This is a genomic window from Bradyrhizobium sp. USDA 4452, assembly GCF_054063575.1.
The window spans coordinates 457,027-477,542 of sequence record NZ_JBSSGK010000001.1 but is presented as its reverse complement, the minus strand read 5'-3'; the positions used below and the strand labels follow the sequence as shown (position 1 = coordinate 477,542).

Here is a 20,516-nt window from a genome sequence, read left to right as displayed (position 1 = left end):
ATTGGAAAGGAATCATGACGCTCCACGCATCCGCATTGCCCGTCGAGGTGCCGCAGGCGTTCCTTGGCGTGGCGCGGTCGCTGACCGGAAAGCTCTGGCGCGACCGGCTGGATGCGCGCGGGGCGGCGCGGGCGCTCGCGATCGTGCAGCGGCACAATCTGCCGGAAATGCTGGCGCGCGTGCTGGCCGGCCGCGACGTCGCGATCGACGATGTGCCTGATTTCCTCGATCCGACCATCCGCAAGCTGATGCCGGACCCGCACACCGTCACCGAGATGGAGCATGCGGCCAAGCGGATCGCGGATGCCGCTGTCCGTGGCGAGAAGGTCGCGATCTTCGGTGACTACGACGTCGACGGCGCAACCTCGGCGGCGCTGCTGACCTGGCATCTGCGCCATTGCGGGCTGGATCCCTTGATCCACATTCCCGACCGCATCTTCGAAGGCTACGGGCCGAACGTCGACGCCGTCCGCGCCCTGGCGGCCAAGGGCGCGACGCTGCTCGTCACGGTCGATTGCGGCACCACCAGCATCGAGCCGCTGGCGGAAGCCAGGAAGCTCGGCATGTCGGTCGTGGTGATCGATCATCACCAGACCGGCGACGAACTGCCCGAGGTCGACGCGCTGGTCAATCCGAACCGGCCCGACGACCTCTCCGGGCTCGGTCATCTCGCCGCCGTCGGTCTGGTGTTCGTCACGTTGGTCGCGGTGAACCGCGAATTGCGCCAGCGCGGCTTCTGGACCAGCGTGATGCCGGAGCCCGACCTGCTCAGCGTGCTGCATCACGTCGCGCTCGGCACTGTCGCCGACGTCGCGCCGCTGATCGGGCTCAACCGCGCCTTCGTCGCCAAGGGCCTGATCGCGATGCGCCGCCGCGACCATGTCGGCCACACCGCGCTGATGGATGTGGCGCGGCTCAATGGCCCGCCGGAGGCCTGGCATCTCGGCTTCATGCTGGGGCCGCGCATCAATGCCGGTGGCCGCATCGGACGCGCCGACCTCGGCGTGCGGCTGCTGCTCGAAGGCGATGTCTCGGAGGCCGCGCGGATCGCGGCCGAGCTCGATCGCCTCAATGCCGAGCGGCGGGTGATCGAGCAGGCGGCCGAAGCGCAGGCCGAAGCCGAGGCGCTGGCCGCGCTCGGGCTCGAGGACAAGGGCGCCGTCATCGTCACTGCGGCGGAAGGCTGGCATCCCGGCGTGGTCGGGCTGGTCGCCGCGCGGCTGAAGGAGAAGTTCGCGCGTCCGGCGTTTGCGATCGCGCTCGAGCCGGGCGGCATCGGCACCGGATCTGGTCGCTCGATCGGCGGCGTGGACATCGGCAAAGCGGTGCGGCAGGCGGTGCATGACGGCCTTCTGATGAAGGGCGGCGGCCACGCGATGGCGGCCGGCGTCACGCTACGCAAGGAGAAGCTCGCCGAATTCCGCGCCTACATGGAAAGCGCGCTGGCAGCCGACGTCGCCAACTCGCGCCACGAGAACGAGCTGTTCATCGATGGCGCCGTCACGGCGCGCGCGGTGACGCCGGAATTCGCCGCGACGCTCAATCGGGCAGGACCATTTGGCGCCGCCAATCCGGAGCCGGTGATCGCGCTGCCATCGCATCAGCTGGTCTATGCCGACGAGGTCGGGCAGGCGCATTTGCGGCTGCGATTCAAGTCCGGCGATGGTTCCATCGTCAACGGTATCGCATTCCGCTCGGTCGGACAGAAGCTCGGCAGCGCCTTGACGCAAAATCGCGGCCAGCAATTGCACGTGGCGGGCTCTCTCGCAGTCGACCGTTGGCAAGGCACCGAACGTGTGCAATTCCGTGTCCTCGACGTCGCGGCACCGGATCAGGGCCCGGCGGTGATCAGATAAGAAACGTCGGGAGTGGACATGGCAGGACAGGTTGAAGGCAAGGTCGCGCTGGTGACCGGTGGCGCGTCGGGTATCGGCGAGGCGATCGTCGAATTGTTCGCGCAGGAAGGTGCGACGGTCGTTGCGACCGATATCGACGAGTTGCGGGGACCCGAGCTCGCGGCGCGGCTCAAGAAGGCTGGTCGCGAGGTGGTTTTCCTGCCCCAGGATGTCACCAGCGAAGAGCGCTGGATCGAGGTCGTCGCCGAGATCGGCAAGCGCTACGGCCGCCTCGACATCATGGTCTCCAACGCCGGCATCGGCATCGGGGCGCCCTCGATCGTCGAGATGTCGCTCGCGGACTGGCGGCGCCAGACCGCGATCAATATCGACGGCGTGTTCCTGTCGGTGAAGCATTCGCTGCCGCTGATGCGCAAAACCGGCGGCGGCTCGATCATCATGATGTCGTCGCTGGCCGGCCTGCGCGGTGCGGCGACGCTCTCCGGCTACAGCGCGACCAAGGGCGCGGTGCGCTTGTTCGCCAAGTCGATCGCGATGGAATGCGCGCAGGTGAATGACGGCATCCGTGTCAACTCCGTGCATCCCGGCATCATCGACACGCCGATCTGGGGCAAGATTCCGACCGGCGCGACGGGCGCCGGCCAGAACGCACCGATCGATCCTGAGGAGCGCGCCAGGTTCGCCACGCCGCTCGGCCGCGCCGGCCAGGCCATCGAGATCGCGCAGGGCGTGCTCTATCTCGCCTCGGATGCGTCGCGTTACGTGACCGGCAGCGAGCTCGTGATCGACGGCGGCATGAATGCCGGCGGCGTGGTGCGGCAGCCGCAATAGTCTTCGTCATTGCGAGCGAGCGAAGCGAATCGTTCCGCACTTGTCGTGCTACGGTTCGCTTCGACAACTTGCAATGAGCAGGAATAATGCTGCTTCTGACAAATAGCCATGGCGGTGTCCAGCCCTCGATAGATCGAGAGTGACAGCCGCAATTCATGCGCCAAAGGACAACTGGAAATTTCATTGCAATATTGGTGTGCGATATTCAGCGTCAGCAGGTAGGAGTACGTGGCCACGAAGATTGTTACTGAAACCAACAGATCAGCGACTACTAGGACAAAAAACAGGAGCGCCGGTGCACGCAGAGCATCTACCAGTCGAATGAGCAATCTTGTCTTGTACAAATTAATGAAGTCAATAATGATGCTCCAAAATAGCCATCCGAAAAAAATAATCCTGTAAGCTGGCTTGTAAAAAATGACGAATGGCATCGTCTGAAAATACTCGTAGTGGTTTAGAAAACCAAAAGCGAGCAGAAGGATTATCGCTAGAATCGAAAACAAGAATGACCGTCGCAGGCACTTGGCAGAGAGTTGATGCTTTCCAAATACCGCTTCGAAGACCTCTTTGAACGCTTCAGTCAGTTTAAGAGGAGCAGCGCTCCAGTCCGTCGAGCGCAGCAATTGCGTCAAGACCGCCTTTTTTTCCGATGACGTAACTTTCTCTAGAGTGGCGAACGCTCCCCATACGATTCCGAAAGCTGCTGCCACGGACGCGGGAAATCCAAGCCAGCTCATTAGCTCGGCCACAAGTCGCTCCCTATCGGTTCTACCGTAGAGCGATTTATTTCCTTGTGCATCCGCCATGCAAGGGGTTTACTTGGGGAATCCCCTATATTGCTAGTTTGGTTATCGTGGCATATCGATTCGACCTGTCCGGGTAGCCGATAGCCTCATATGCTTATGTCAGCTTCTGCGCGCCGTGCTTCCGCTTGAAGGGCAGGTTCGCGGGACTAGCAGTCAATGGAGGCCGCGCGGCGAGCGCCCGCACTAGGGAGCTCACCACGACGGCGGTGCGGCTAGCCGCCTTGCCGCAGCCGCGCCAGCACCTTGAGCCCGCCGTAGCCATCGGCGGGCAGCAGGCCCGCCTTGATTTGAAAATCCTTGATCGCCTGCATCGTGTCGTTGCCGACGCGGCCGTCGGTGCCGCCGGTGTCGAAGCCAGCCTTGGTCAGACGCGTCTGCATCTCCTGCACCTCGGCCAGCGTCAGCGCGCGCTCCGAGCCCGGGAACGGCTGGATGAAGGGCCGCCCGCCGAGACAGCGGTCGCCGAGATGGCAGATCGCCAGCGCGTAGTTCATCGACGGATTGTAGCTCTTCACCGAATTGAAGTTCGGGCCGAGCAGGAAGGCCGGGCCGCCGGCAACGGGAATCCAGAGCTGCGCCGACGCGTTCGGCTGCGGAAACGGCTGTCCGTCGGCGCGCACGATGCCGGTGCTGGCCCAGGCCGCATAGGTGCGACTGCCGCTGGCGCCGCCGCCCGGCGCGCGGACCTCGTAGCCCCAGTGCTCGCCGCGGTGCCATTTGCCGCGATTGACCAGATACTTCGCGGTCGAGCCGAGCGCGTCGTCGGGACGGCCGAACGGCGAGACCTTGCCGTCGCCGTCATAGTCGAAGCCGACATTGAGCCAGACTTCCGGCATCCACTGCGAATGGCCCATCGCGCCGGCCCACGAGCCGTTCATCTCCTCGGGCGTGCTCCAGCCGCGCTGCACGATCTTCATCGCGTTGATCAGCTCGGTTTCCCAATAGGCCTTGCGCCGCGGCTCGTTCCAGGCGAGCGCGGCGAGGGAGGGAAACACCGGCGTCATGTGGTTCTGCTGCACCAGCGGATCGCCATAGGCGGATTCAACGCCCCACAGCGCGAGCAGCGTGCCGCGCTCGACGCCGAAGTCGCGCTCGATCCGGCCGAACAGCGCCTCGTTCTTCTTCAGCGCCTCGCGGCCGTGGATGATGCGCCAGTCGGAGACGCGGCGGTTGATGTACTGCCAGATCTGCTCATGGAATTCGGGCTGGTTGCGCATCTGCTTGAACACGCTCATGTCGGGCTCGACCCGTCCCATGCAGCGATTCCAGGTCGCCTCCGAAATGCCCTTTGCCAGTGCGCGGGCGCGAAAATTGTCGCGCCACTGGTCGAAGCCAGCAGGCGTGGCTGCCAGTGCGCCGAATGGATTGGCGAGCGTCACGCCGGCGGCTAGTGCTGCCTTCAGCACGGCGCGGCGGGCAGGGAAATTCAAAGAATCAGGCTGTTTCATGCGCCCAGTCTAGCGGCGCCGTCCGGGTGGGCCAAAAGCCATGACGCCGCAAGACCTAGGTATCCTGCAAATCTGTGGCGATTTTTGACAGCCATTGCCGGACAATCTGTTCCGATCTGGCATCGAGGCTGGCGGCGAGCCGCCGCTCCTGGGCCTGGGCGATATGCCGGCATTTCTCCAGCAGCGTGGTTCCATGGCTGGTCAGCGTCCATTGCAGCACCCGGCCGTGGACCGGGTGCGGCGTCTTGCGGATCGCGCCGTCGCGCTCGAGGTTGCGGATGATCACGCTGACGGTCTGCGGCGTCAGCAATGCCACCCGGGCCAGATCGGCGCCGGAAAGACCCGGATAGGCCTTCAGCATCGTCAGCACCACGAATTGCGGCGAGGTGACGCCGAGGTGTTCGAGTTCGCGCTCCATCGACAGCCGCGAGGCGGCATGCGCCTGGCGCAGCAGATACGCGAGATAGCCCTGTTCGCCGCGCTTGCCTTCGCCCGGCGGCGGGACGACCGAGGCGGGCAGGGCGTCCGCTTCTGCTCCGCTCGCGACCTTGCCCGCCGGTGCTTTTCCCGCTGGCCGCCGCGCAGCGGCACCGGATTTCCCACGTTTGTGCATTCCCGCCATGTTGCCTTCGCGAATGTCTGCGTGTTGCTCTATATCAGAGCTCTGATAATATATCAGTATACTGATAACATGAGGCCAGGCCGATGTCACACGCCCGCAAGGAATATCTCGACTTCGAGAAGCTCGCGCCCGATGTCTTCGCCGTCGTGCGTGAGCTCGGCCAGTTCGCGGCGAAGGCCGGTCTCGACAAGCAGCTGCTGGAGCTGGTCAAGCTGCGCGCCTCGCAGATCAATGGCTGCGCCTTCTGCGTGCAGTATCACATCCTGCAAGGCGAGAGCCTCGGCGTCCCCACAGATAAGCTCAACCTCGTCGTGGTGTGGCGCGAGGTGGCGCAGTTCTCGGCGCGCGAGCGCGCGGCGCTGGCCTGGACCGAGGCGCTGACCACCTTGCCGAACGGCGTCAGCGACGCGGTCTATGCCGAGGTCACCGCTGAATTCTCGGAAAAGGAGCTGACCTACCTGACCTCGGCGATCGCTTCGATCAACGTCTGGAACCGGTTCGGCGCCGCCTATCGCTGGACGCCGCCGCCGCGCCGGCAGCGGACGGCCGCGGCGGCTTCGTGAGACGGCGCGAAAGCAATCGACAAGGGAGAACGGCCGATGACCTCGATGGCGATGACACCATCTCTTTCATTCGCGCGGCCGCCGCGCGCGGTCTCGCTGGCCGTGATTGCGTGGCTGGCGTCAGCTTTCGTAATCGGAAAAGCCTTGCCGACCCCGATGGATGCGATCTCCGCGGTGATCGCGCCGCTCTGCGCCAGCGCCAATGCGGCGTCGCCGCTCGACAAGGTCGAGGTCATCGCCTCGCATGCGCTGCCCAACGTGGCTGGCAAACGCGTCACGGTGGTGCGCGTGTTCTATGGTCCCGGCGGCTTCACGCCGCCGCACCGCCATTCGGGCTCGGTGACGGCCTACATCACCAAGGGCGAGATCCGCTCCCAGCTCGGCGGCGGCCCGGTCGAAACCTTCAAGGTCGGCCAGTCCTTCTTCGAGCCGCCGGGTTCGACCCACATGGTCTCGGCCAATGCCAGCACCACGGAGCCGGCGGAACTGATCGCGGTGTTCGTCGCCGACGAGGGCGCGCAACTGACCACGATGCTGGAATAGCCATCGCTGCGCACTGGACCAGTTTGCCGTGAAGTCCGCAGCAAACTGGACCTTGCAAGCGGAATTGGGCGCGGTGATTGATGGCGCTGCGGCGCCGACCGCAACGCGATGGCGCCGTTCGCGCGGCGGTCACCGAACAGGAGCAACCGATGGCCAATCTCAAGGGGCTTTCCGCCTTTCCGATCACGCCCTCGAACCGGGATGGGCAGGTCGACGCGGGAGCGCTTCGCGCATTGCTGGAGCCGTTGGTCGCGGCGAAGGTGGATTCGATCGGGCTGCTCGGAAGCACCGGCTCATATCCCTATTTCAGCCGCGACGAGCGGCGGCGTGCGGTGCAGGTGGCCGCCGCGCTCGCAGATGGCAAGACGCCGCTCCTGGTCGGCGTCGGTGCGCTGCGCACCGATGATGCGGTGAAGCTGGCGCAGGATGCGCGCGATGCAGGCGCGGCGGCAGGCCTGCTGGCGCCGGTGTCCTATACGCCGCTGACCGATGACGAGGTGTTCGAGCACTTTCAAACGGTGGCGCGTGAAAGCGGATTGCCGATCTGCATCTATGACAATCCGGGCACGACGCATTTTCGATTTACGCCTGACCTGGTCGGCCGTTTGAGTCACATTGCAGGAATCGTCGCGGTGAAGAGTCCCGCACTGGACGCGGCCGCAGTGCCGGGCCATATCGCCGAATTGCGGGCTGTGGTGCCGAGCGGCTTCTCGTTGGGCTACAGCGCCGACTGGAACTGCACCGAGGCGCTGCTGGCGGGTGGCGAGACCTGGTACAGCGTTCTCGCGGGAGTGTTCCCCAAGATCTGCGTCGACATCGTCCGTGCCGTGGCAAGTGGCGATGCCGCCGGGGCCCGGCAGCTCGACGCGAGGCTGCAACCGGTCTGGCAGCTGTTCAAGACATTCTCGAGCGTGCGGGTGGCTTACGCGATCGCCAATCTCAGGGGGATCTGTGCGGCAGAGCCTCCGCGTCCGATCCTGCCGTTGCCCCCGGATGCCCAGAACAAGGTCCGTGACGTGTTGGCCGGCATGGATTTCGGTTGATCGCATCGACGCGGTTCGCAAGGGCGTTCGCGGTCGCTCGACCGCCATGGTGGCTTCCATCGGTGCGTAAAATCGGCATAACCGTCGACAGGGGAGCTTGCTGACACGGAGGCGTTCGATGCGATTGCCGGCGGTTCTGTTGATGCTTCTGATCCCCGCGATGGCGTGGGCCGAGGAGCCCGTGACCAATGCGCCGGCGTTGTGGGGCAGTCCCACCGTCGACAACGGCGCCTGCTGCAAGACGCTCGGCGAGGTGCGCAGCAATATCGACCGGCTCGACCGCGAGATCGTCCGCCTGATGGCCGAGCGCGGCCGATACGTCCATGAGGCCGCGCGCTTCAAGGCCAACCCGGCGCAGGTCGAGGCGCCGGAGCGCGCCGAGGCTGTCGTGAAGAAGGCGATGGCGCTTGCGGAAGCGGACGGGCTGTCGCCGAAGGTTGCGGAAGCCGCATATCGCGCAATGGTGCGCGCCTTCATCGACTACGAGCAGGGCATCTTCGCAGACGCCGCGGCACGCGGCGATACGCCCTGGAAGAAATAGGCGAACGCGGCTCACCATGCGGGCCGCCCTCCAGCGCGTGCTCGCGGGTGCGACGTTCGTCCTGATCGGCTTTATGGCCGGATCGGTCCCCGCGTTTGCCGACGTCCCGCTCCATAGCGTGGCGTTGCTCACCAATCGGTTCGCAGTTGATACCGATTCTTCAGGCGGGTCGCCGTGACGCTCGTCGCGTGCTGGATCCGGTTGAGATCTGCACCGTCCCGTACCGATGCATGAAGGCTCCAGTCCGCATTCGCCGAGACGATTTCCACGTGGCATACGTGCTCCCCACCGGGAAGACTGCGTATTTCGCGCAGCGCAATCAACTCGAGATCTCTTGCCGAAATTGGCGTTCTCATCATTGAGCCTCGCCATCCACACGTTGTCCATGGGCAACCCGATCAGGCGGCCCGGGCCACCTGAGTGAGATCAGCGTACAGCCGTTCCAGGTTGCGCTTCTCTTCGTCGATCCTTCTTGCGAACTTCTCCCGCTCCTGATCCGATTTGGCAGTGTCGAGCAAGAACTGATAGTGACTGATTACCTTCTCGCTTCCGCGTATCAGAAACTGCGTCGTGCTCATGGCGAGGCGCCTTCCCATCTACCAACGCTCAGCGATGGCCGTTCATGCAATAGAGGTGGCATGTCGGCGGCCACAGCCCCCATCGCCGAGGATTCCTCGGAAAGACGTCGTTCGATGAACTGGCGCTCAAGGTCGCTCAGCTTGGTGCTGAGTAACCGTCGATACCGCCGGATGTTGTTGCGGTGCGCCCGAAGCTGTTCGAGCCGGCGGTCGACGATCTCGCGCCTTTCCTGCCTTGCGCACCAGCGGGCTTCGATTCTGTCTACGATGTGTTTCGGAAGATTGATGTCGGTCATATCACCCTCCTACGCCGCCAGCGGACGCACCGTTGAGCGAAGTCGATGGGGCTCGCCGCCCGGCGGACGATGGGGATCGCTGTCGAGACGACATAGCGCGTCAAGAACACCGTCGATGGTTACTGCTGATCGCTCTGTTGGCGCCCGCAAGTCCGGACGACACCGGACTGCGGCAGCACCAGACGCCCATGACGCCAGGAGAGCGCGTTTTTCTTCCGTGGTCAGCGAGAGATCTGCCAGGACATCCCGGGGATGATTGAACCGCGCCTTACTGCGGTCAGGTCTCAAACAAATGACTTCGGCGGTCGTCGGCCGCATGTTTGCCTCCGTTCTAAGACGAGAATTGAATGTTGAGGCCGCGCTCGGCGTTCCGAACGCGGCTACTCGTGTGTCACGCTGCAGCTGATTCGAGCTGTTGCGGCCGGTTCGGCTGCGTTGCGTTGATCGCGATCCTCCGCGGCTTCATCGCTTCCGGAATTTCGCGTGCCAGCTCGATCCTGAGCAGACCATTGTCGAACGCGGCGTCCTTCACCAGGACATGGTCCGCCAAGCTGAATTGCCGCCTGAATCGACGGGTCGAGATACCTTGATAGAGATAGTTGTGGTCTGCTTGTTCGACCTTGTTGCCCTCGACCGTCAGGACGTTCTGCTCGGCCGTAACCGAGATCTCGTCCGGTGAGAAGCCTGCAACCGCGAGTGCTATCTGGTAGCGATCTTCGGCAAGTCGTTCGATGTTGTAGGGCGGGTAGTTGTCTTCGGTGGCCCGCTGAGCGGTCTCGGCCAGATCGAAGAGACGGTCGAACCCGATCGTCGACCGGAAGAGGGGAGAGAAATCGTGCGTGCGCATAGCCCAATCCTCCAAAGAGCAAGATGGGTATGAGAAGCACCGGACACGACCGGTGCCCGTTACGCCTGGACCCGACCGGCGTCCAGGTGATCGGCCACGCGGACCGACGTGTCACGAATTAGATCGGGCTCAGAAAGTATCAAGAGCTCTTCGCAAAAAAATACGACAGCATGTGAGCGCCCACTGCTCAAACCGTCGAGGATCTCCGCGAGGGTCTCGCAGACGTGTAGCCGGCGTTGATGGCATGGTCGATCGAGGGCAGCGGATCGACCGAGCCGCCGCCGGCCCACATCTTCGCGTTCCAGCTCTCGCAGAGCAGGGCGCCGGCCTCTCGGCTCAATACGCTGCGAGGATCGCCGTGACCGCTCTGGCACGCGGAGCTTCTTCATCAGCGCTCTGCGAATAGGGGGGTGATGTTTCGTGGCTATCGTCCATGATCGCGCCGCAGCCATCCTGCAGGCCGATGTGACCCACGGGAACGGAAGTTCCGGAAAGTGGTGTCGACGGAGCCATGGCCGTGGCTCCCAGGCGAGCGGCGGCACGATTTCGGAATAATGGAAAAATACCCCTGAGTTGCCCGACGTGTCAAGCCGCCGTGTCCGATGACGGCAGCCGCCGGCTACTTTGCATGGGGTTGTTTTCGATATTTTGGCAGTGCGCCCGCGAACCGCGGTTCGCTCGCCCTAATTGCCGCCGCCTTCCTGGGTGTCGATGCGATGCACGACATCGTCGGGCAGGGCATGGGCCACCGCGGCCGCAGGCCCCGGCTCCGGTCCGATCTCGCGGCCGCGGCCGCGGATCAGTCGCTCATAGGCCGACACAAGCGTGGTGTAGGGATTGACCCAGAGCCAGCCGTCGCGTGTGAACACCTGCACGTCGAAATGCAGATGCCGCGACGTGCCGTTGGGATGGTCGAGATAGTTCGAGACCACGCCGATCTTCTCGCCCTCGCTGACCTGGCGCCCGTTGAGCAGGCCGTCGGCATCCATCACCGACGGGTTCATGTGCATGTAGCGGAAGCGGATATGCTCGGTGCTTGTGTTGACCTGCAATGTCGCGGCCTGTTGCTGCGCCGAGCGGATCACGACGCTGTCGCGCACCGCGACGACCGCCTGCTGCCTGGGGTCGCAAGTGTTCTTGCTGTCGGCCGGACACGCGCCCGGTCTGATATCCTGGCCCTGATGGCCGTAGCCGCTGGCGCATTGGCCGACCTCGAAGCTGCGCGCTTCGCAGAAATTGTCCTGCCAGGGATACTCGTCGACCACAGCGCCTGCCTTGCGCCTGGCGAAGGATTGCGAGTGCGCGAAGGCCGGCGCTTTCTGCAGCGGAAAGCGGATCTGCGAGTACACCGTGAAGTCGGCGTGGCCACCCTGCTGCCTGCGGCTGCCGCTGCCCGCGACGATGTCGCCGCTCGGGCGGTAGGTGAAGTCCGCCGACTGAGCGAGCGGCCGCTCGGCGATGCCGGAGGCGACGTCGCTGCGCGGCCGCGACGGCTCTCCGCCGGCGATGCGCAATGCCTTCAGGAAGCGCTCGGCGACTGGATAGGCCTCGCGGCAGGCCAGCCGCTTCGGCCGCGGCGCGCTGTCGAGGCACTGGATCGAAACGACATAGGGAATCCCGAAGCGGGTGAAGGCGTAACGGACATAGCCTTCGCGGATGAAGCGGCGCAGGTCCGGAAACTGCGCGGCCAGCGTCTTGACCGGTTCGCCCCTGCCGCCCAGCCGGTCGGCGAAGTCGTAGACCAGGATCGAGCCCGAGATCTGCACCTCGACCGGTTTTGCAAAGGTCCGCGGCGGCATGCCGTCGCCAGCGCCCGGGTCGAGCGAGAACACCGCGTCATAGCCCGACGCGCCGGCGTGAAAGACGTCAGCCGCGCGGAAGTCGGCTTGGTAGCGTGCGACCGGCAGGCTGGCCGGTGCGCCGTTCTGTCGGGCGTCGAGATAGTCTGCGGCGTCGAACGGCAGCAACACCGGGATCGGGCTGCGCCCAATGCCGGGGAACAGCGGCGACGTCACCGCGTTCAGCTGCACCAGCGCGGGCATGGCGCGCGGATCGGAGGCCGGAACGCGGCGCTGTCCGGCGAATGTGAAGCTGGCGGCGATGGCCGGGCGGGAGGTGATCTCTTGCCGGAGCTGGTCGAGCACCGAGCGCCATTCGACCCGCATGGCCGAGATCGAAGGCGTCCGGAATTCGTCGGCATGAGCGCCGGGAGGAGGCAAGAGCAGGGGTGCCAGCCAGCAACTGATGAAGCTGACGACCGTCCTGTTCACCGCACTCCCCGGGTCATGTCTGATCGTGAGAGATTAGAGCAAGTTCCGGAAAAGTGTGTAGCAGTTTTCCGGAAAGTTTGAGCTTTAACAACAGCCTGATGCGCGGTGATGGTTCGTTGCGAATACCACCGCGCCTCGCGCTCAAATCCTTGCGCTCATCCGTGGCTCAATCCTTGGCGCGTTCGACGTAGGAACCGTCCTCGGTCATGACGACGATGCGCGTGCCGGTGGAGACGTGCGGCGGCACACCGGTGCGGATGCCGTTGGACAGCACCGCGGGCTTGTACGACGAGGAGGCGGTCTGGCCCTTGGTGACGGGCTCGGTCTCCACCACTTCCAGTGTCACGCGCTGCGGCAGCTGGATCGCGACCGGATTGCCTTCGTGCATCGAGAGCTTCACGGTCATGTTCTCCTGCAAATACGGCGCAGACGAGCCGACGATCTCCTTGGAGACCTGGACCTGGTCGTAGTTGTCGTTGTTCATGAAGTGGAAGCCGTCGGCGTCCTCATAGAGGTAGTTGTAATTGTGGTCCTCGACGGTGGCCTTCTCGACCTGGTCGGTGGTCTTGTAGCGCTCCGACACCTTCACGCCATCGCCGATGCGGCGCATTTCGATCTGGCTGACGGGCGTGCCCTTGCCGGGATGAATGTTTTCGGCGGAGAGGACCACATAGAGCTTGCCATCCTGCTCGATGATGTTGCCCTTGCGGATGGAACTGGCGATGACTTTCAAAGGTGTTTTCCTGAATTTGAGAAGCGGGGGCGCAAACCGGACCGGCAGCCCCTCGGCCGTGGCGGCGATTTCGGGCTGCAACATACTGATTTGTCCCTGAGATGCCAGTCTTTTGCGGCCGAATTCGGCAGTTTGCCGGCCCCGAGTCCAGGCCGCTAGCCGAGGTTCAGCCGAGGCTGCGCATGGACAATGCGGGCTTCTTTCGACAAGAAGGGACACGCTTCGCTGAGTTCCGCTGCGACCAAGGCCGTGTCGACCATGTATTCGTATGGAATCAAGGATTTGCGCCGGGCTCTTCATTTGGAGCGGTGGCTTGTTGATGTTGAATCCGCAACCGTCGGGGTTGCCGGTCGATGACAGCCCATGACCAGCCCTCGGCGTGGTGGACGCCGTCAAGGTACGCAGACCGCAGGCCCTTCCTGCAGGCGCGGACCGCGATCACGCGGGCGCTCCGGGCCTGGTTCGAGGAGCAGGGCTTTGCCGAGGTCGAGACCGCCATCCTGCAGATCTCGCCGGGCAACGAGACGCATCTGCACGCCCCGCGCACCGAGCTCAGGCGCCCCGATGGCTCAGCTGCGCCGCGCTATCTGCGCACCTCGCCCGAGTTCGCCTGCAAGAAGCTGCTCGCCGCCGGCGAGCCAAAGATCTACGAGTTCGCGCGGGTGTTCCGCGATCGCGAGCGCGGCGACCTGCATCTGCCTGAATTCACCATGCTGGAATGGTACCGCGCCAATGCCGGTTACGACGCCATCATGGCCGACACGATCGTGGTGATCGCCCATGCGGCGCAGGCGACCGGGATCGGCCGGTTTTCCTTCCGCGGCAGGACCGCCGATCCGTTTGCCGAGCCGGAGCTGCTGACGGTTGCCGCAGGTTTCGAGCGCTTCGCCGGCATCGACCTGCTCGCCACGATCTCGGGCGGCGAGGGCGACCGCACGGCGCTGGCGTCTGCCGCGCGGGAGCGGGTGCGGATCGCCGATGACGACACCTGGTCTGATATTTTCAGCAAGGTGCTGGTCGAGCATGTCGAGCCTCATCTCGGGCAGGGCCGCCTGACGGTGCTGTTCGAGTATCCATCGCCGGAGGCTGCGCTGGCGCGCACCAAGGCGGGCGAGCCGCGTGTCGCCGAGCGCTTCGAGGTCTATGCCTGCGGGGTCGAGCTTGCCAACGGCTTCGGCGAATTGACCGATGCGGCCGAGCAGCGCCATCGTTTCACCGCAGCGATGGACGAGAAGGCCCGCCGCTACGGCGAGCGTTACCCGCTCGACGACGATTTCCTTGCCGCCGTCGGCCAGATGCCGGAAGCGAGCGGCGTCGCGCTCGGCTTCGACCGGCTGGTGATGCTGGCGAGCGGCGCGCCAAGAATTGACCAGGTGGTCTGGACGCCACCTGCAGGAGAGCCATGAACAGGATCGATCCGAAACTTGCGGCGACGCTGCGCCAGCCGCGACAGCTGGCCGATGCAGGCCTCGTGCCGGTCGCGGCCCTTGCCGAGCTCGAACAGGTGGCCGCGCGCTATGCGGTCGCGGTGACGCCGGAGCTCGCGGCCCTGATCGACCCGGACGACGCCAACGACCCGATCGCGCGGCAGTTTGTCCCGAGCGCTGACGAGCTCGTGGAGCAGCCGGGCGAGAACGCCGATCCGATCGGCGACGATGCGCATTCGCCGGTCGCCGGCATCGTGCATCGCTATCCGGACCGGGTGCTGTTCAAGCTCGTCCATGTCTGCGCGGTCTATTGCCGGTTCTGTTTCCGGCGCGAAATGGTCGGGCCGGGCAAGGCCTCGGCCTTGTCCGACGATGCCTACCGCGCCGGGCTGGAGTACATCCGTGCCCATCAGGAAGTCTGGGAAGTGATCCTGACCGGCGGCGATCCCTTGATGCTGTCACCGCGCAGGCTGTCCGAGATCATGGCCGATCTCGCTGCCATCGATCATGTGAAGATCATCCGCCTGCACAGTCGCGTCCCGATCGCCGATCCCGAACGCATCACGCCCGACATGGTCGCTGCGCTACGGGTCGAGGGGGCGACGACCTGGATCGCGATCCACGCCAACCATCCGCGTGAACTCGCCGCCAATCCCCGCGCGGCGTGCGCGCGCCTTGCCGACGCCGGCATCCCGTTGGTGAGCCAGTCCGTCCTGCTGCGCGGCGTCAATGACGATGCCGCGACGCTCGCGGCGCTGATGCGCGCCTTCGTCGAGTGCCGGATCAAGCCCTACTATCTGCATCACGGCGACCTTGCGCCCGGCACCGCGCATTTGCGCACCACGATCGAGGCCGGGCAGGACTTGATGCGGGCATTGCGCGGACGCGTCTCCGGATTGTGCCAGCCGGATTACGTGCTCGACATTCCCGGCGGCTACGGCAAGGCGCCGATCGGTCCGACCTATTTGTCGCAGCCAGCTTCCCGCGAACGTGAAGATTCGCCGGAAAGGCAGTACCGCATCGTCGATTATTGCGGCGACGTTCATCTCTACCCGCCGCAATCCTGAGGGGTGATGGGCGGGGCTGGGGATGGACGGCAGCAGCCACCCGAGGACGAGGACAGCCGCAGCGTGGAAAATGCTGTGATGTTCGGCTTCTTTGTGGTGCTGGTCGCCGCGGCAATCTGGCTCCTTGGCGCGATGGCCGATATACGGAAGGTCCAGGATTGCGCAGCGCAAGGGCGACGCAACTGTGCTACCGTCGAGGTGCCGGAACGGGCGCGATAGGATTGAGAAGCGGAGACGCGAGATGCGGAAGACAGTTTTGTTGATGGCTCTGATGGCGGTTGCGGTTGGAGCGCCCCAGGTTGGAACGTCCCAGGCATGGGCGCAGCAGCAGGGCGGATCGTCCTCCATGCAGAAGAATTCGGGCGGCGTACCGGAAGCGCCGATCGGACATCGTCAGCCGCGCCGCGGCGACGTTGGCAATGAGAAGAATATCAGCGATCCGAACAGTCAGGCCAACAAGGAAGACGCGGCGCTCGACAAAAAGATCAAGAGCATCTGCCGCGGCTGCTAGGCTGCGGAAGAGATCGGCGGAGCGCGATGCACGCACGCTCCGCCGGCAACGCTCAATCCGTCCGGCCACGTCAGGCCGAACGCTCCTGCAGTCCGTCACGCCGCACGCTGCGCCTGGCGTCGACGGCATCGGCCAGCCGCTTCAGAACATCCGCCGTTGTCGCGAGATCGATGCAGCCGTCGGTGATGCTCTGGCCGTAGGTCAGCGGCTTGCCCGGCACGACGTCCTGACGTCCGGCAACGAGGTTGCTCTCGATCATCACGCCCATGATGCGCTGCTCGCCGCTTGCGACCTGCTTGGCGATGTCGGCGGCAACGACCGGCTGGTTCTCCGGCTTCTTGCTGCTGTTGGCATGGCTGGTGTCGATCATCAGCCGCGCTGCGACACCGGCGTGGCCGAGCTCGATGGCGGCCGCATCGACGCTCGCTGCATCATAGTTCGGCACGCGTCCGCCGCGCAGGATGACATGGCAGTCCTCGTTGCCGCTGGTCGCGGCGATCGCCGAACGGCCACCCTTGGTGACCGCCATGAAATGATGCGGGTGCGAGGCCGACTTCACCGCGTCCGCCGCGATCCGCACGCCGCCGTCGGTGCTGTTCTTGAAGCCGACCGGGCACGACAGGCCGGACGCCAGTTCACGGTGAATCTGGCTCTCGGTGGTGCGCGCGCCGATCGCGGCCCAGGAGACCAGGTCGGCGATGTATTGCGGCGTCGTCATGTCGAGGAATTCGGTGCCGGCTGGCAGGCCGAGATTGTTCACGGCCGACAGCACGTTGCGGGCGAGCCGCAGGCCCTTGTTGATGTCGAAGCTGTTGTCGAGATCGGGGTCGTTGATCAGCCCCTTCCAGCCGACGGTGGTGCGCGGCTTCTCGAAATAGACCCGCATCACGATCTCGAGGCGGTCGGCGAGCCGTTCGCGCAGGCTGGCGAGACGCTCGGCGTAATCGACGGCCGCCGCGGGATCGTGAATGGAGCAGGGGCCGACGACGACCAGCAGGCGGTCATCGGTGCCGTTCAGGATCGCGTGGATGGCGTTGCGGGCGCCCATCACGACGCGGGTCGCCGTCAGGGTGCGCGGGACCTCCCGCATCACCTCTTCGGGCGTGCTCAGCTCTTTCAATTCCTTGATGCGAAGATCGTCTGTCGTACTCAACACGGCTGGCTCCTTTGGATTTTTGGGACCTGCCGGCAAACAAAAAGCCGCCAGGTCTGGCGGCTTGTTTTGGACGTTTGCTGCAATTCTTCAGATTGAGCGCGATCCTCCTGCCGCCAGCGAGCTGTCGTAGCTAAAGTACCAAAAATAGCTGGTGGCGACGGTGATCATGGGCGGCTCTATAGCCCAGGGATTTCGACCTGTCACCCCTCAAATCCGGGAGGGGAGCCAGTTCGCCGTCAGGTGTTGCGCGCGGCCAACGCCATACCTATGAGGGTGGCACCTCCGAACATCAGATTGAGGCCGACCAGAAGCCCGATCGCCCAGCCCGCCGACTCAGGCAGGCCCGCGATGATGAAGAAGGCGACGAGGATATCCATCAGGCCGGCGATCAAGAGCCAGGACCAGCGTCCCGACAATTCGCGGCGGTGCTCCAGCGCGTACATAATGGTAGCGACGCCCTCGGCGACGAAATAGGCGCCGATCACGATGGTCAGCGTCAGCACGCCCTGCATCGGGTGGGCGAGCAGCACCATGCCGGCCAATACGGCGAGCGCGGCCGAGATCAGCGACCACCAGAAGCCCGGCATGTTGCGCGCCCAGAAGGTCACGATCAGCCCGCCGATGCCTGAGATCAGGAACATCCAGCCGAGGAAGATCGTGACGGCGAGGCTCGCGAATGTCGGCACGATCATCGCCGCGATGCCGAGGATGACGAGCAGGATGCCTTCGAACAGGAACGCCTTCCAGTGCTGCTTGACCGCCGCCTGCATCTCCGATCGCAGTTTGTCGAGATCGTTGGACAGGGTCATCACGGCTCTCCAAATCTGCAACTGAAAAGTCTGCAACGGCAAAGTCTGCGGGCGTGCAGCGTATCCTAGCTCTGGCCCGGCGCGGACGGAAAGCCCTCCGCGGCGGTTCGCATCCGGTTGCGGCCGAGGAAATACACGGCGGTGGTCGCGATCAGCAGCGCCAGCCCGATCAGGATCGAGGTGAAGCCGATCGGGACCAGGATGAACGACGCATTGCGCTCGGGATTGACGTACCAGTGATGCAGCGACGTGAGCAGGAAGGCGACTCCTGCAAAACCGGCGCCGCCGCCGACCAGCAGCAGCGCCCACATCCGCCGCAACTGGCTGAGCCGCTCGCGCGCAACGTCGGTGCGCGGGGCATGATGCCGGCCGAGGCGGCGCACCAGGCGGATCGCAAAGCCGATCGAGGAGAAGCCGACCAAGACGCTCGCCGAACCGAGCAGCAGGCGCGTGGTCGGGCTGAGATCGGGAATCCGCTGCAGCGAGAGCAGCGGAAAGTCGAAGGCCGCGTGCAGCAGGACGGGCGCGACCAGCACCAGCGTCCAGTTGGTGATGCGCGCCCAGTCGCGGTGACCCCGGTACGCGCCAAGCGCGCCACCCGAGCGCGCAATCGCAAGGTAGGCGCCGGCGATGATGCCGAGCGCGCCGTGAAACGGCACGGTGAGCACGCTGCGCAACGCCGCGAGCGCGCGCCACATGTCCTTGTGCTGAACGAGATAGGCGAGGTTCTCGTAAGCCGCAAATCCGAGGCCCGCGGCCGCGCCATAGACCACCGTATCCATCGGATCGGCGAAGGCGCGCCGCCGCGTCGAAATTACGACGATGACGAGAACCTTGACGATCTCCTCCGGCGCCGCGACACCGAACAGCGCGCGGACCGCCTGCGTCGCCCAGGGATTGTCGGGAATGGCGAGCAGCGCGTTGAAAGGAATTCGCGCCAGCCCGAGCAGCGAGATGCTGGCCGCGCCGAGCACGAAGGCGAGCCAAACCTGCACCGGCGGCCCCGGACGCTCGTCGGCGGCAATCACCAGCCACAGCACTAGCAGTGCGGGTGCGATGGCGGCAGCGCCGATCACAGTCGGAAGCGACTCAAGCAACAACATGAGCCGGAAGGCCCCTTTTATGGCACCAAAGCGATGCGTATTGAAGAAATGGCAGCAAGTTCAGCGGATTGCAAATCAGACAACCGGGAAATCGGCTCGGCTGATGCCGTTCTCGTGTCCAATATGCCACGGTTGCCGGCGAAAGCGCGGCGTGAGCCTCGATCGGCTCAAAGCAAGGGGCGACGGCCGGCTGCCGGGCAGTTCCTGGCAGCGAAACGCCCCGTGCGGCGTACCAGGCGCAGAACCTCAGCACCGAACTGTGATCGGGTGACGATCCGTCGGTCCAGCCAGCCAGCTTGCTTGAATGCCGCGAGCGGCGCGCCGACGTCGTGTCGGGGTGAGATCGGGGGCACAGCGAGGTGGCTCTCGGCACGATGAGATCACCGACCCGCAGATGGGGCGAACTTCACGGCGCGTGGCCGCAGCGCGACGTGGTGGCGGCAAGTTTCGACACCGCGTGGCTTTCCGTGGGCTATAATGTCGCGGGCAAGGCGACTGATCCGGTAAAAGCTAAAGATGTCTTCGATTGATTCCGCTGTGATCGTTCTTGCCGTGATCGCCCTGTTTGCGGCGTTTGTAAACGGTGCGCTGGGTTACGGGTTTTCCTCGCTTACCGTGCCGGTCGCGCTTGTCTTCTACACCAACCGTGTCCTCAATCCTGCGGTCGTCATCGTCGAAGTCTTCGTCAATCTGTATGTTCTGTGCATCAATCTGAGCGGCGTTCCGGCGGTGTGGCGACGCGTGCTGCCCATTCTCATCGGCATGCTGCCCGGCATCGCCGTCGGAGCTTTTGCGCTGACGTCACTGCAACCCGGCTGGATCAAATTCGCCACCTACTCGATCATTCTGCCGCTGATCCTGGTGCAGGCAGCCGGCTGGCGGAAGCCGATCCAGTCGAAGTGGCTCGTCGGCCTGCCGTTCGGAACGGCGCTCGGAGTGCTGTACTCGGTCACGACCATCTCGGGACCGCCGCTGGCGATCCTCTTCAACAATCAGGGCCTGGTGAAAGACGAGTTTCGGGCCGGTCTCGCACTGGTGCGGGTGACGGAGTCCGGCCTGACCGCGATCGCGTACTACAAGCTCGGTCTGTTCATCGAGGAGAGCCGGAGCATCTTGTTCGTGCTCGTTCCCTGCGTGGTCGTCGGCATTCCGTTCGGGGCCTGGATGATCCGGCGGCTGGATGCCGAGACGTTTCGCCGGATCTGCATGAGCTTCGATGCGTGGGTCGTGGGATTCGGTCTGTCGCGCGTGTTGGTCGAAGTGAATTTGGTGGGAAGCCCGTGGGCCTACAGCGTCATGGCCGGCACGATCCTGATCGACATCTGCTTGTTGTATGTCTTCTTCAGCGCGCGGAGAGGGATCGCGCAGGGCCCGCACGCGTTGGCGCCGATGAGATCCGGACTAGGGGCGGCCCAACCTGATGCCGACAATGCCGCGGGGCGGCGTTCGCAAGGTGGCTAGAGCTT

23 protein-coding genes are annotated in these 20,516 nt (G+C 64.6%); 12 read left to right on the top strand and 11 right to left on the bottom strand.

Annotated elements, in window-relative coordinates:
• Positions 1-14 precede the first annotated feature (14 nt).
• Complete coding sequence (gene recJ, locus ACVISU_RS02565) at positions 15-1,856, top strand: single-stranded-DNA-specific exonuclease RecJ (RefSeq protein ID WP_456705912.1); 1,842 nt, start codon at positions 15-17, stop codon at positions 1,854-1,856.
• Between the two features lie 18 nt (positions 1,857-1,874).
• Positions 1,875-2,687 carry an SDR family NAD(P)-dependent oxidoreductase gene (locus ACVISU_RS02560; protein WP_456705911.1) on the top strand — a complete coding sequence of 271 codons (813 nt, stop codon included), beginning with the start codon at positions 1,875-1,877 and terminating at the stop codon, positions 2,685-2,687.
• Here the strand turns inward: ACVISU_RS02560 and ACVISU_RS02555 are convergent.
• The 3 genes from ACVISU_RS02555 to ACVISU_RS02545 all read right to left on the bottom strand — a co-directional run bounded on the left by ACVISU_RS02555 (position 2,615) and on the right by ACVISU_RS02545 (position 5,563).
• Positions 2,615-3,493 (bottom strand): hypothetical protein, encoded by an 879-nt coding sequence (locus ACVISU_RS02555; protein ID WP_456705910.1) that lies wholly within the window; start codon positions 3,491-3,493, stop codon positions 2,615-2,617. The genes ACVISU_RS02560 and ACVISU_RS02555 overlap by 73 nt on opposite strands.
• A gap of 212 nt (positions 3,494-3,705) precedes the next feature.
• Positions 3,706-4,941, bottom strand: coding sequence for a lytic murein transglycosylase (locus ACVISU_RS02550; protein WP_456705909.1), 1,236 nt, complete (start codon positions 4,939-4,941; stop codon positions 3,706-3,708).
• Between the two features lie 55 nt (positions 4,942-4,996).
• Positions 4,997-5,563, bottom strand: a complete 567-nt coding sequence (locus ACVISU_RS02545; protein WP_456710740.1) for a MarR family winged helix-turn-helix transcriptional regulator — start codon at positions 5,561-5,563, stop codon at positions 4,997-4,999.
• 83 nt (positions 5,564-5,646) lie between these two features.
• Between ACVISU_RS02545 and ACVISU_RS02540 the strand changes: the two genes are divergently transcribed.
• The 4 genes from ACVISU_RS02540 to ACVISU_RS02525 all read left to right on the top strand — a co-directional run bounded on the left by ACVISU_RS02540 (position 5,647) and on the right by ACVISU_RS02525 (position 8,253).
• Positions 5,647-6,126 (top strand): carboxymuconolactone decarboxylase family protein, encoded by a 480-nt coding sequence (locus ACVISU_RS02540; protein WP_050400575.1) that lies wholly within the window; start codon positions 5,647-5,649, stop codon positions 6,124-6,126.
• A 36-nt stretch (positions 6,127-6,162) separates the two neighbouring features.
• Positions 6,163-6,669, top strand: coding sequence for a cupin domain-containing protein (locus tag ACVISU_RS02535; protein WP_456705908.1), 507 nt, complete (start codon positions 6,163-6,165; stop codon positions 6,667-6,669).
• A gap of 149 nt (positions 6,670-6,818) precedes the next feature.
• A complete protein-coding gene (locus ACVISU_RS02530) occupies positions 6,819-7,712 on the top strand; it encodes a dihydrodipicolinate synthase family protein (RefSeq protein ID WP_456705907.1) in 894 nt (297 codons plus the stop codon).
• Positions 7,713-7,830: 118 nt separating this feature from the next.
• Entirely contained in the window at positions 7,831-8,253 is a 423-nt protein-coding gene (locus ACVISU_RS02525; protein WP_456705906.1) for a chorismate mutase, read from the top strand.
• A gap of 398 nt (positions 8,254-8,651) precedes the next feature.
• Here the strand turns inward: ACVISU_RS02525 and ACVISU_RS02520 are convergent, their stop codons facing one another.
• From ACVISU_RS02520 to efp, 5 genes are all read right to left on the bottom strand, one after another.
• A complete protein-coding gene (locus ACVISU_RS02520; protein ID WP_456705905.1) occupies positions 8,652-8,831 on the bottom strand; it encodes a hypothetical protein in 180 nt (59 codons plus the stop codon).
• Positions 8,828-9,127, bottom strand: a complete 300-nt coding sequence (locus ACVISU_RS02515; protein WP_456705904.1) for a hypothetical protein — start codon at positions 9,125-9,127, stop codon at positions 8,828-8,830. Before ACVISU_RS02515 ends, ACVISU_RS02520 begins: the two co-directional genes overlap by 4 nt.
• A gap of 391 nt (positions 9,128-9,518) precedes the next feature.
• Positions 9,519-9,974, bottom strand: a complete 456-nt coding sequence (locus ACVISU_RS02510; RefSeq protein WP_456705903.1) for an Hsp20 family protein — start codon at positions 9,972-9,974, stop codon at positions 9,519-9,521.
• Between the two features lie 683 nt (positions 9,975-10,657).
• Positions 10,658-12,244 (bottom strand): M23 family peptidase, encoded by a 1,587-nt coding sequence (locus ACVISU_RS02505; RefSeq protein ID WP_456705902.1) that lies wholly within the window; start codon positions 12,242-12,244, stop codon positions 10,658-10,660.
• A 166-nt stretch (positions 12,245-12,410) separates the two neighbouring features.
• Positions 12,411-12,977: an elongation factor P gene (efp, locus tag ACVISU_RS02500; protein ID WP_456705901.1), complete on the bottom strand. Its 567-nt coding sequence runs from the start codon at positions 12,975-12,977 to the stop codon at positions 12,411-12,413.
• Positions 12,978-13,330: 353 nt separating this feature from the next.
• Between efp and epmA the strand changes: the two genes are divergently transcribed.
• The 4 genes from epmA (at position 13,331) to ACVISU_RS02480 (ending at position 15,982) form a co-directional block, all read left to right on the top strand.
• A complete protein-coding gene (gene epmA, locus ACVISU_RS02495) occupies positions 13,331-14,383 on the top strand; it encodes an EF-P lysine aminoacylase EpmA (protein WP_456705900.1) in 1,053 nt (350 codons plus the stop codon).
• Positions 14,380-15,471 carry a lysine-2,3-aminomutase-like protein gene (locus ACVISU_RS02490; RefSeq protein ID WP_456705899.1) on the top strand — a complete coding sequence of 364 codons (1,092 nt, stop codon included), beginning with the start codon at positions 14,380-14,382 and terminating at the stop codon, positions 15,469-15,471. The genes epmA and ACVISU_RS02490 overlap by 4 nt, the downstream gene beginning before the upstream one ends.
• Before the next feature lie 78 nt (positions 15,472-15,549).
• Complete coding sequence (locus ACVISU_RS02485) at positions 15,550-15,690, top strand: hypothetical protein (protein WP_244521862.1); 141 nt, start codon at positions 15,550-15,552, stop codon at positions 15,688-15,690.
• 22 nt (positions 15,691-15,712) lie between these two features.
• Positions 15,713-15,982, top strand: a complete 270-nt coding sequence (locus tag ACVISU_RS02480; RefSeq protein ID WP_050400566.1) for a hypothetical protein — start codon at positions 15,713-15,715, stop codon at positions 15,980-15,982.
• Positions 15,983-16,052: 70 nt separating this feature from the next.
• Here ACVISU_RS02480 and ACVISU_RS02475 read toward each other — a convergent pair whose 3' ends face one another.
• From ACVISU_RS02475 to ACVISU_RS02465, 3 genes are all read right to left on the bottom strand, one after another.
• Positions 16,053-17,138, bottom strand: coding sequence for a 3-deoxy-7-phosphoheptulonate synthase (locus tag ACVISU_RS02475; RefSeq protein WP_456705898.1), 1,086 nt, complete (start codon positions 17,136-17,138; stop codon positions 16,053-16,055).
• A 236-nt stretch (positions 17,139-17,374) separates the two neighbouring features.
• On the bottom strand, positions 17,375-17,947 hold the full coding sequence (locus ACVISU_RS02470) for an HdeD family acid-resistance protein (RefSeq protein ID WP_456705897.1): 573 nt from the start codon (positions 17,945-17,947) through the stop codon (positions 17,375-17,377).
• A 65-nt stretch (positions 17,948-18,012) separates the two neighbouring features.
• Positions 18,013-19,050 (bottom strand): PrsW family glutamic-type intramembrane protease, encoded by a 1,038-nt coding sequence (locus tag ACVISU_RS02465; RefSeq protein ID WP_050400563.1) that lies wholly within the window; start codon positions 19,048-19,050, stop codon positions 18,013-18,015.
• A gap of 374 nt (positions 19,051-19,424) precedes the next feature.
• Here ACVISU_RS02465 and ACVISU_RS02460 point away from each other — a divergent pair, with 374 nt between their 5' ends.
• Together ACVISU_RS02460 and ACVISU_RS02455 are read left to right on the top strand one after the other, a co-directional pair.
• Positions 19,425-19,580 carry a hypothetical protein gene (locus ACVISU_RS02460; protein ID WP_456705896.1) on the top strand — a complete coding sequence of 52 codons (156 nt, stop codon included), beginning with the start codon at positions 19,425-19,427 and terminating at the stop codon, positions 19,578-19,580.
• Positions 19,567-20,511 (top strand): sulfite exporter TauE/SafE family protein, encoded by a 945-nt coding sequence (locus ACVISU_RS02455; protein ID WP_456705895.1) that lies wholly within the window; start codon positions 19,567-19,569, stop codon positions 20,509-20,511. The genes ACVISU_RS02460 and ACVISU_RS02455 overlap by 14 nt, the downstream gene beginning before the upstream one ends.
• Positions 20,512-20,516 lie beyond the last annotated feature (5 nt).

Bases quoted from the DNA above. Each gene is read 5' to 3' on its own strand.
- ACVISU_RS02545 (WP_456710740.1), bottom strand. From the start codon at position 5,563: ATGGCGGGAATGCACAAACGTGGGAAATCCGGTGCCGCTGCGCGGCGG.
- ACVISU_RS02520 (WP_456705905.1), bottom strand. From the start codon at position 8,831: ATGAGCACGACGCAGTTTCTGATACGCGGAAGCGAGAAGGTAATCAGT.
- ACVISU_RS02455 (WP_456705895.1), top strand. From the start codon at position 19,567: ATGTCTTCGATTGATTCCGCTGTGATCGTTCTTGCCGTGATCGCCCTG.
- ACVISU_RS02470 (WP_456705897.1), bottom strand. From the start codon at position 17,947: ATGACCCTGTCCAACGATCTCGACAAACTGCGATCGGAGATGCAGGCG.
- epmA (WP_456705900.1), top strand. From the start codon at position 13,331: ATGACAGCCCATGACCAGCCCTCGGCGTGGTGGACGCCGTCAAGGTAC.
- ACVISU_RS02555 (WP_456705910.1), bottom strand. From the start codon at position 3,493: ATGGCGGATGCACAAGGAAATAAATCGCTCTACGGTAGAACCGATAGG.
- ACVISU_RS02480 (WP_050400566.1), top strand. From the start codon at position 15,713: ATGCGGAAGACAGTTTTGTTGATGGCTCTGATGGCGGTTGCGGTTGGA.
- ACVISU_RS02540 (WP_050400575.1), top strand. From the start codon at position 5,647: ATGTCACACGCCCGCAAGGAATATCTCGACTTCGAGAAGCTCGCGCCC.
- ACVISU_RS02525 (WP_456705906.1), top strand. From the start codon at position 7,831: ATGCGATTGCCGGCGGTTCTGTTGATGCTTCTGATCCCCGCGATGGCG.
- ACVISU_RS02465 (WP_050400563.1), bottom strand. From the start codon at position 19,050: ATGTTGTTGCTTGAGTCGCTTCCGACTGTGATCGGCGCTGCCGCCATC.
- ACVISU_RS02560 (WP_456705911.1), top strand. From the start codon at position 1,875: ATGGCAGGACAGGTTGAAGGCAAGGTCGCGCTGGTGACCGGTGGCGCG.
- ACVISU_RS02515 (WP_456705904.1), bottom strand. From the start codon at position 9,127: ATGACCGACATCAATCTTCCGAAACACATCGTAGACAGAATCGAAGCC.
- ACVISU_RS02490 (WP_456705899.1), top strand. From the start codon at position 14,380: ATGAACAGGATCGATCCGAAACTTGCGGCGACGCTGCGCCAGCCGCGA.
- ACVISU_RS02485 (WP_244521862.1), top strand. From the start codon at position 15,550: ATGTTCGGCTTCTTTGTGGTGCTGGTCGCCGCGGCAATCTGGCTCCTT.
- ACVISU_RS02535 (WP_456705908.1), top strand. From the start codon at position 6,163: ATGACCTCGATGGCGATGACACCATCTCTTTCATTCGCGCGGCCGCCG.
- ACVISU_RS02530 (WP_456705907.1), top strand. From the start codon at position 6,819: ATGGCCAATCTCAAGGGGCTTTCCGCCTTTCCGATCACGCCCTCGAAC.
- ACVISU_RS02460 (WP_456705896.1), top strand. From the start codon at position 19,425: ATGAGATCACCGACCCGCAGATGGGGCGAACTTCACGGCGCGTGGCCG.
- ACVISU_RS02550 (WP_456705909.1), bottom strand. From the start codon at position 4,941: ATGAAACAGCCTGATTCTTTGAATTTCCCTGCCCGCCGCGCCGTGCTG.
- ACVISU_RS02510 (WP_456705903.1), bottom strand. From the start codon at position 9,974: ATGCGCACGCACGATTTCTCTCCCCTCTTCCGGTCGACGATCGGGTTC.
- recJ (WP_456705912.1), top strand. From the start codon at position 15: ATGACGCTCCACGCATCCGCATTGCCCGTCGAGGTGCCGCAGGCGTTC.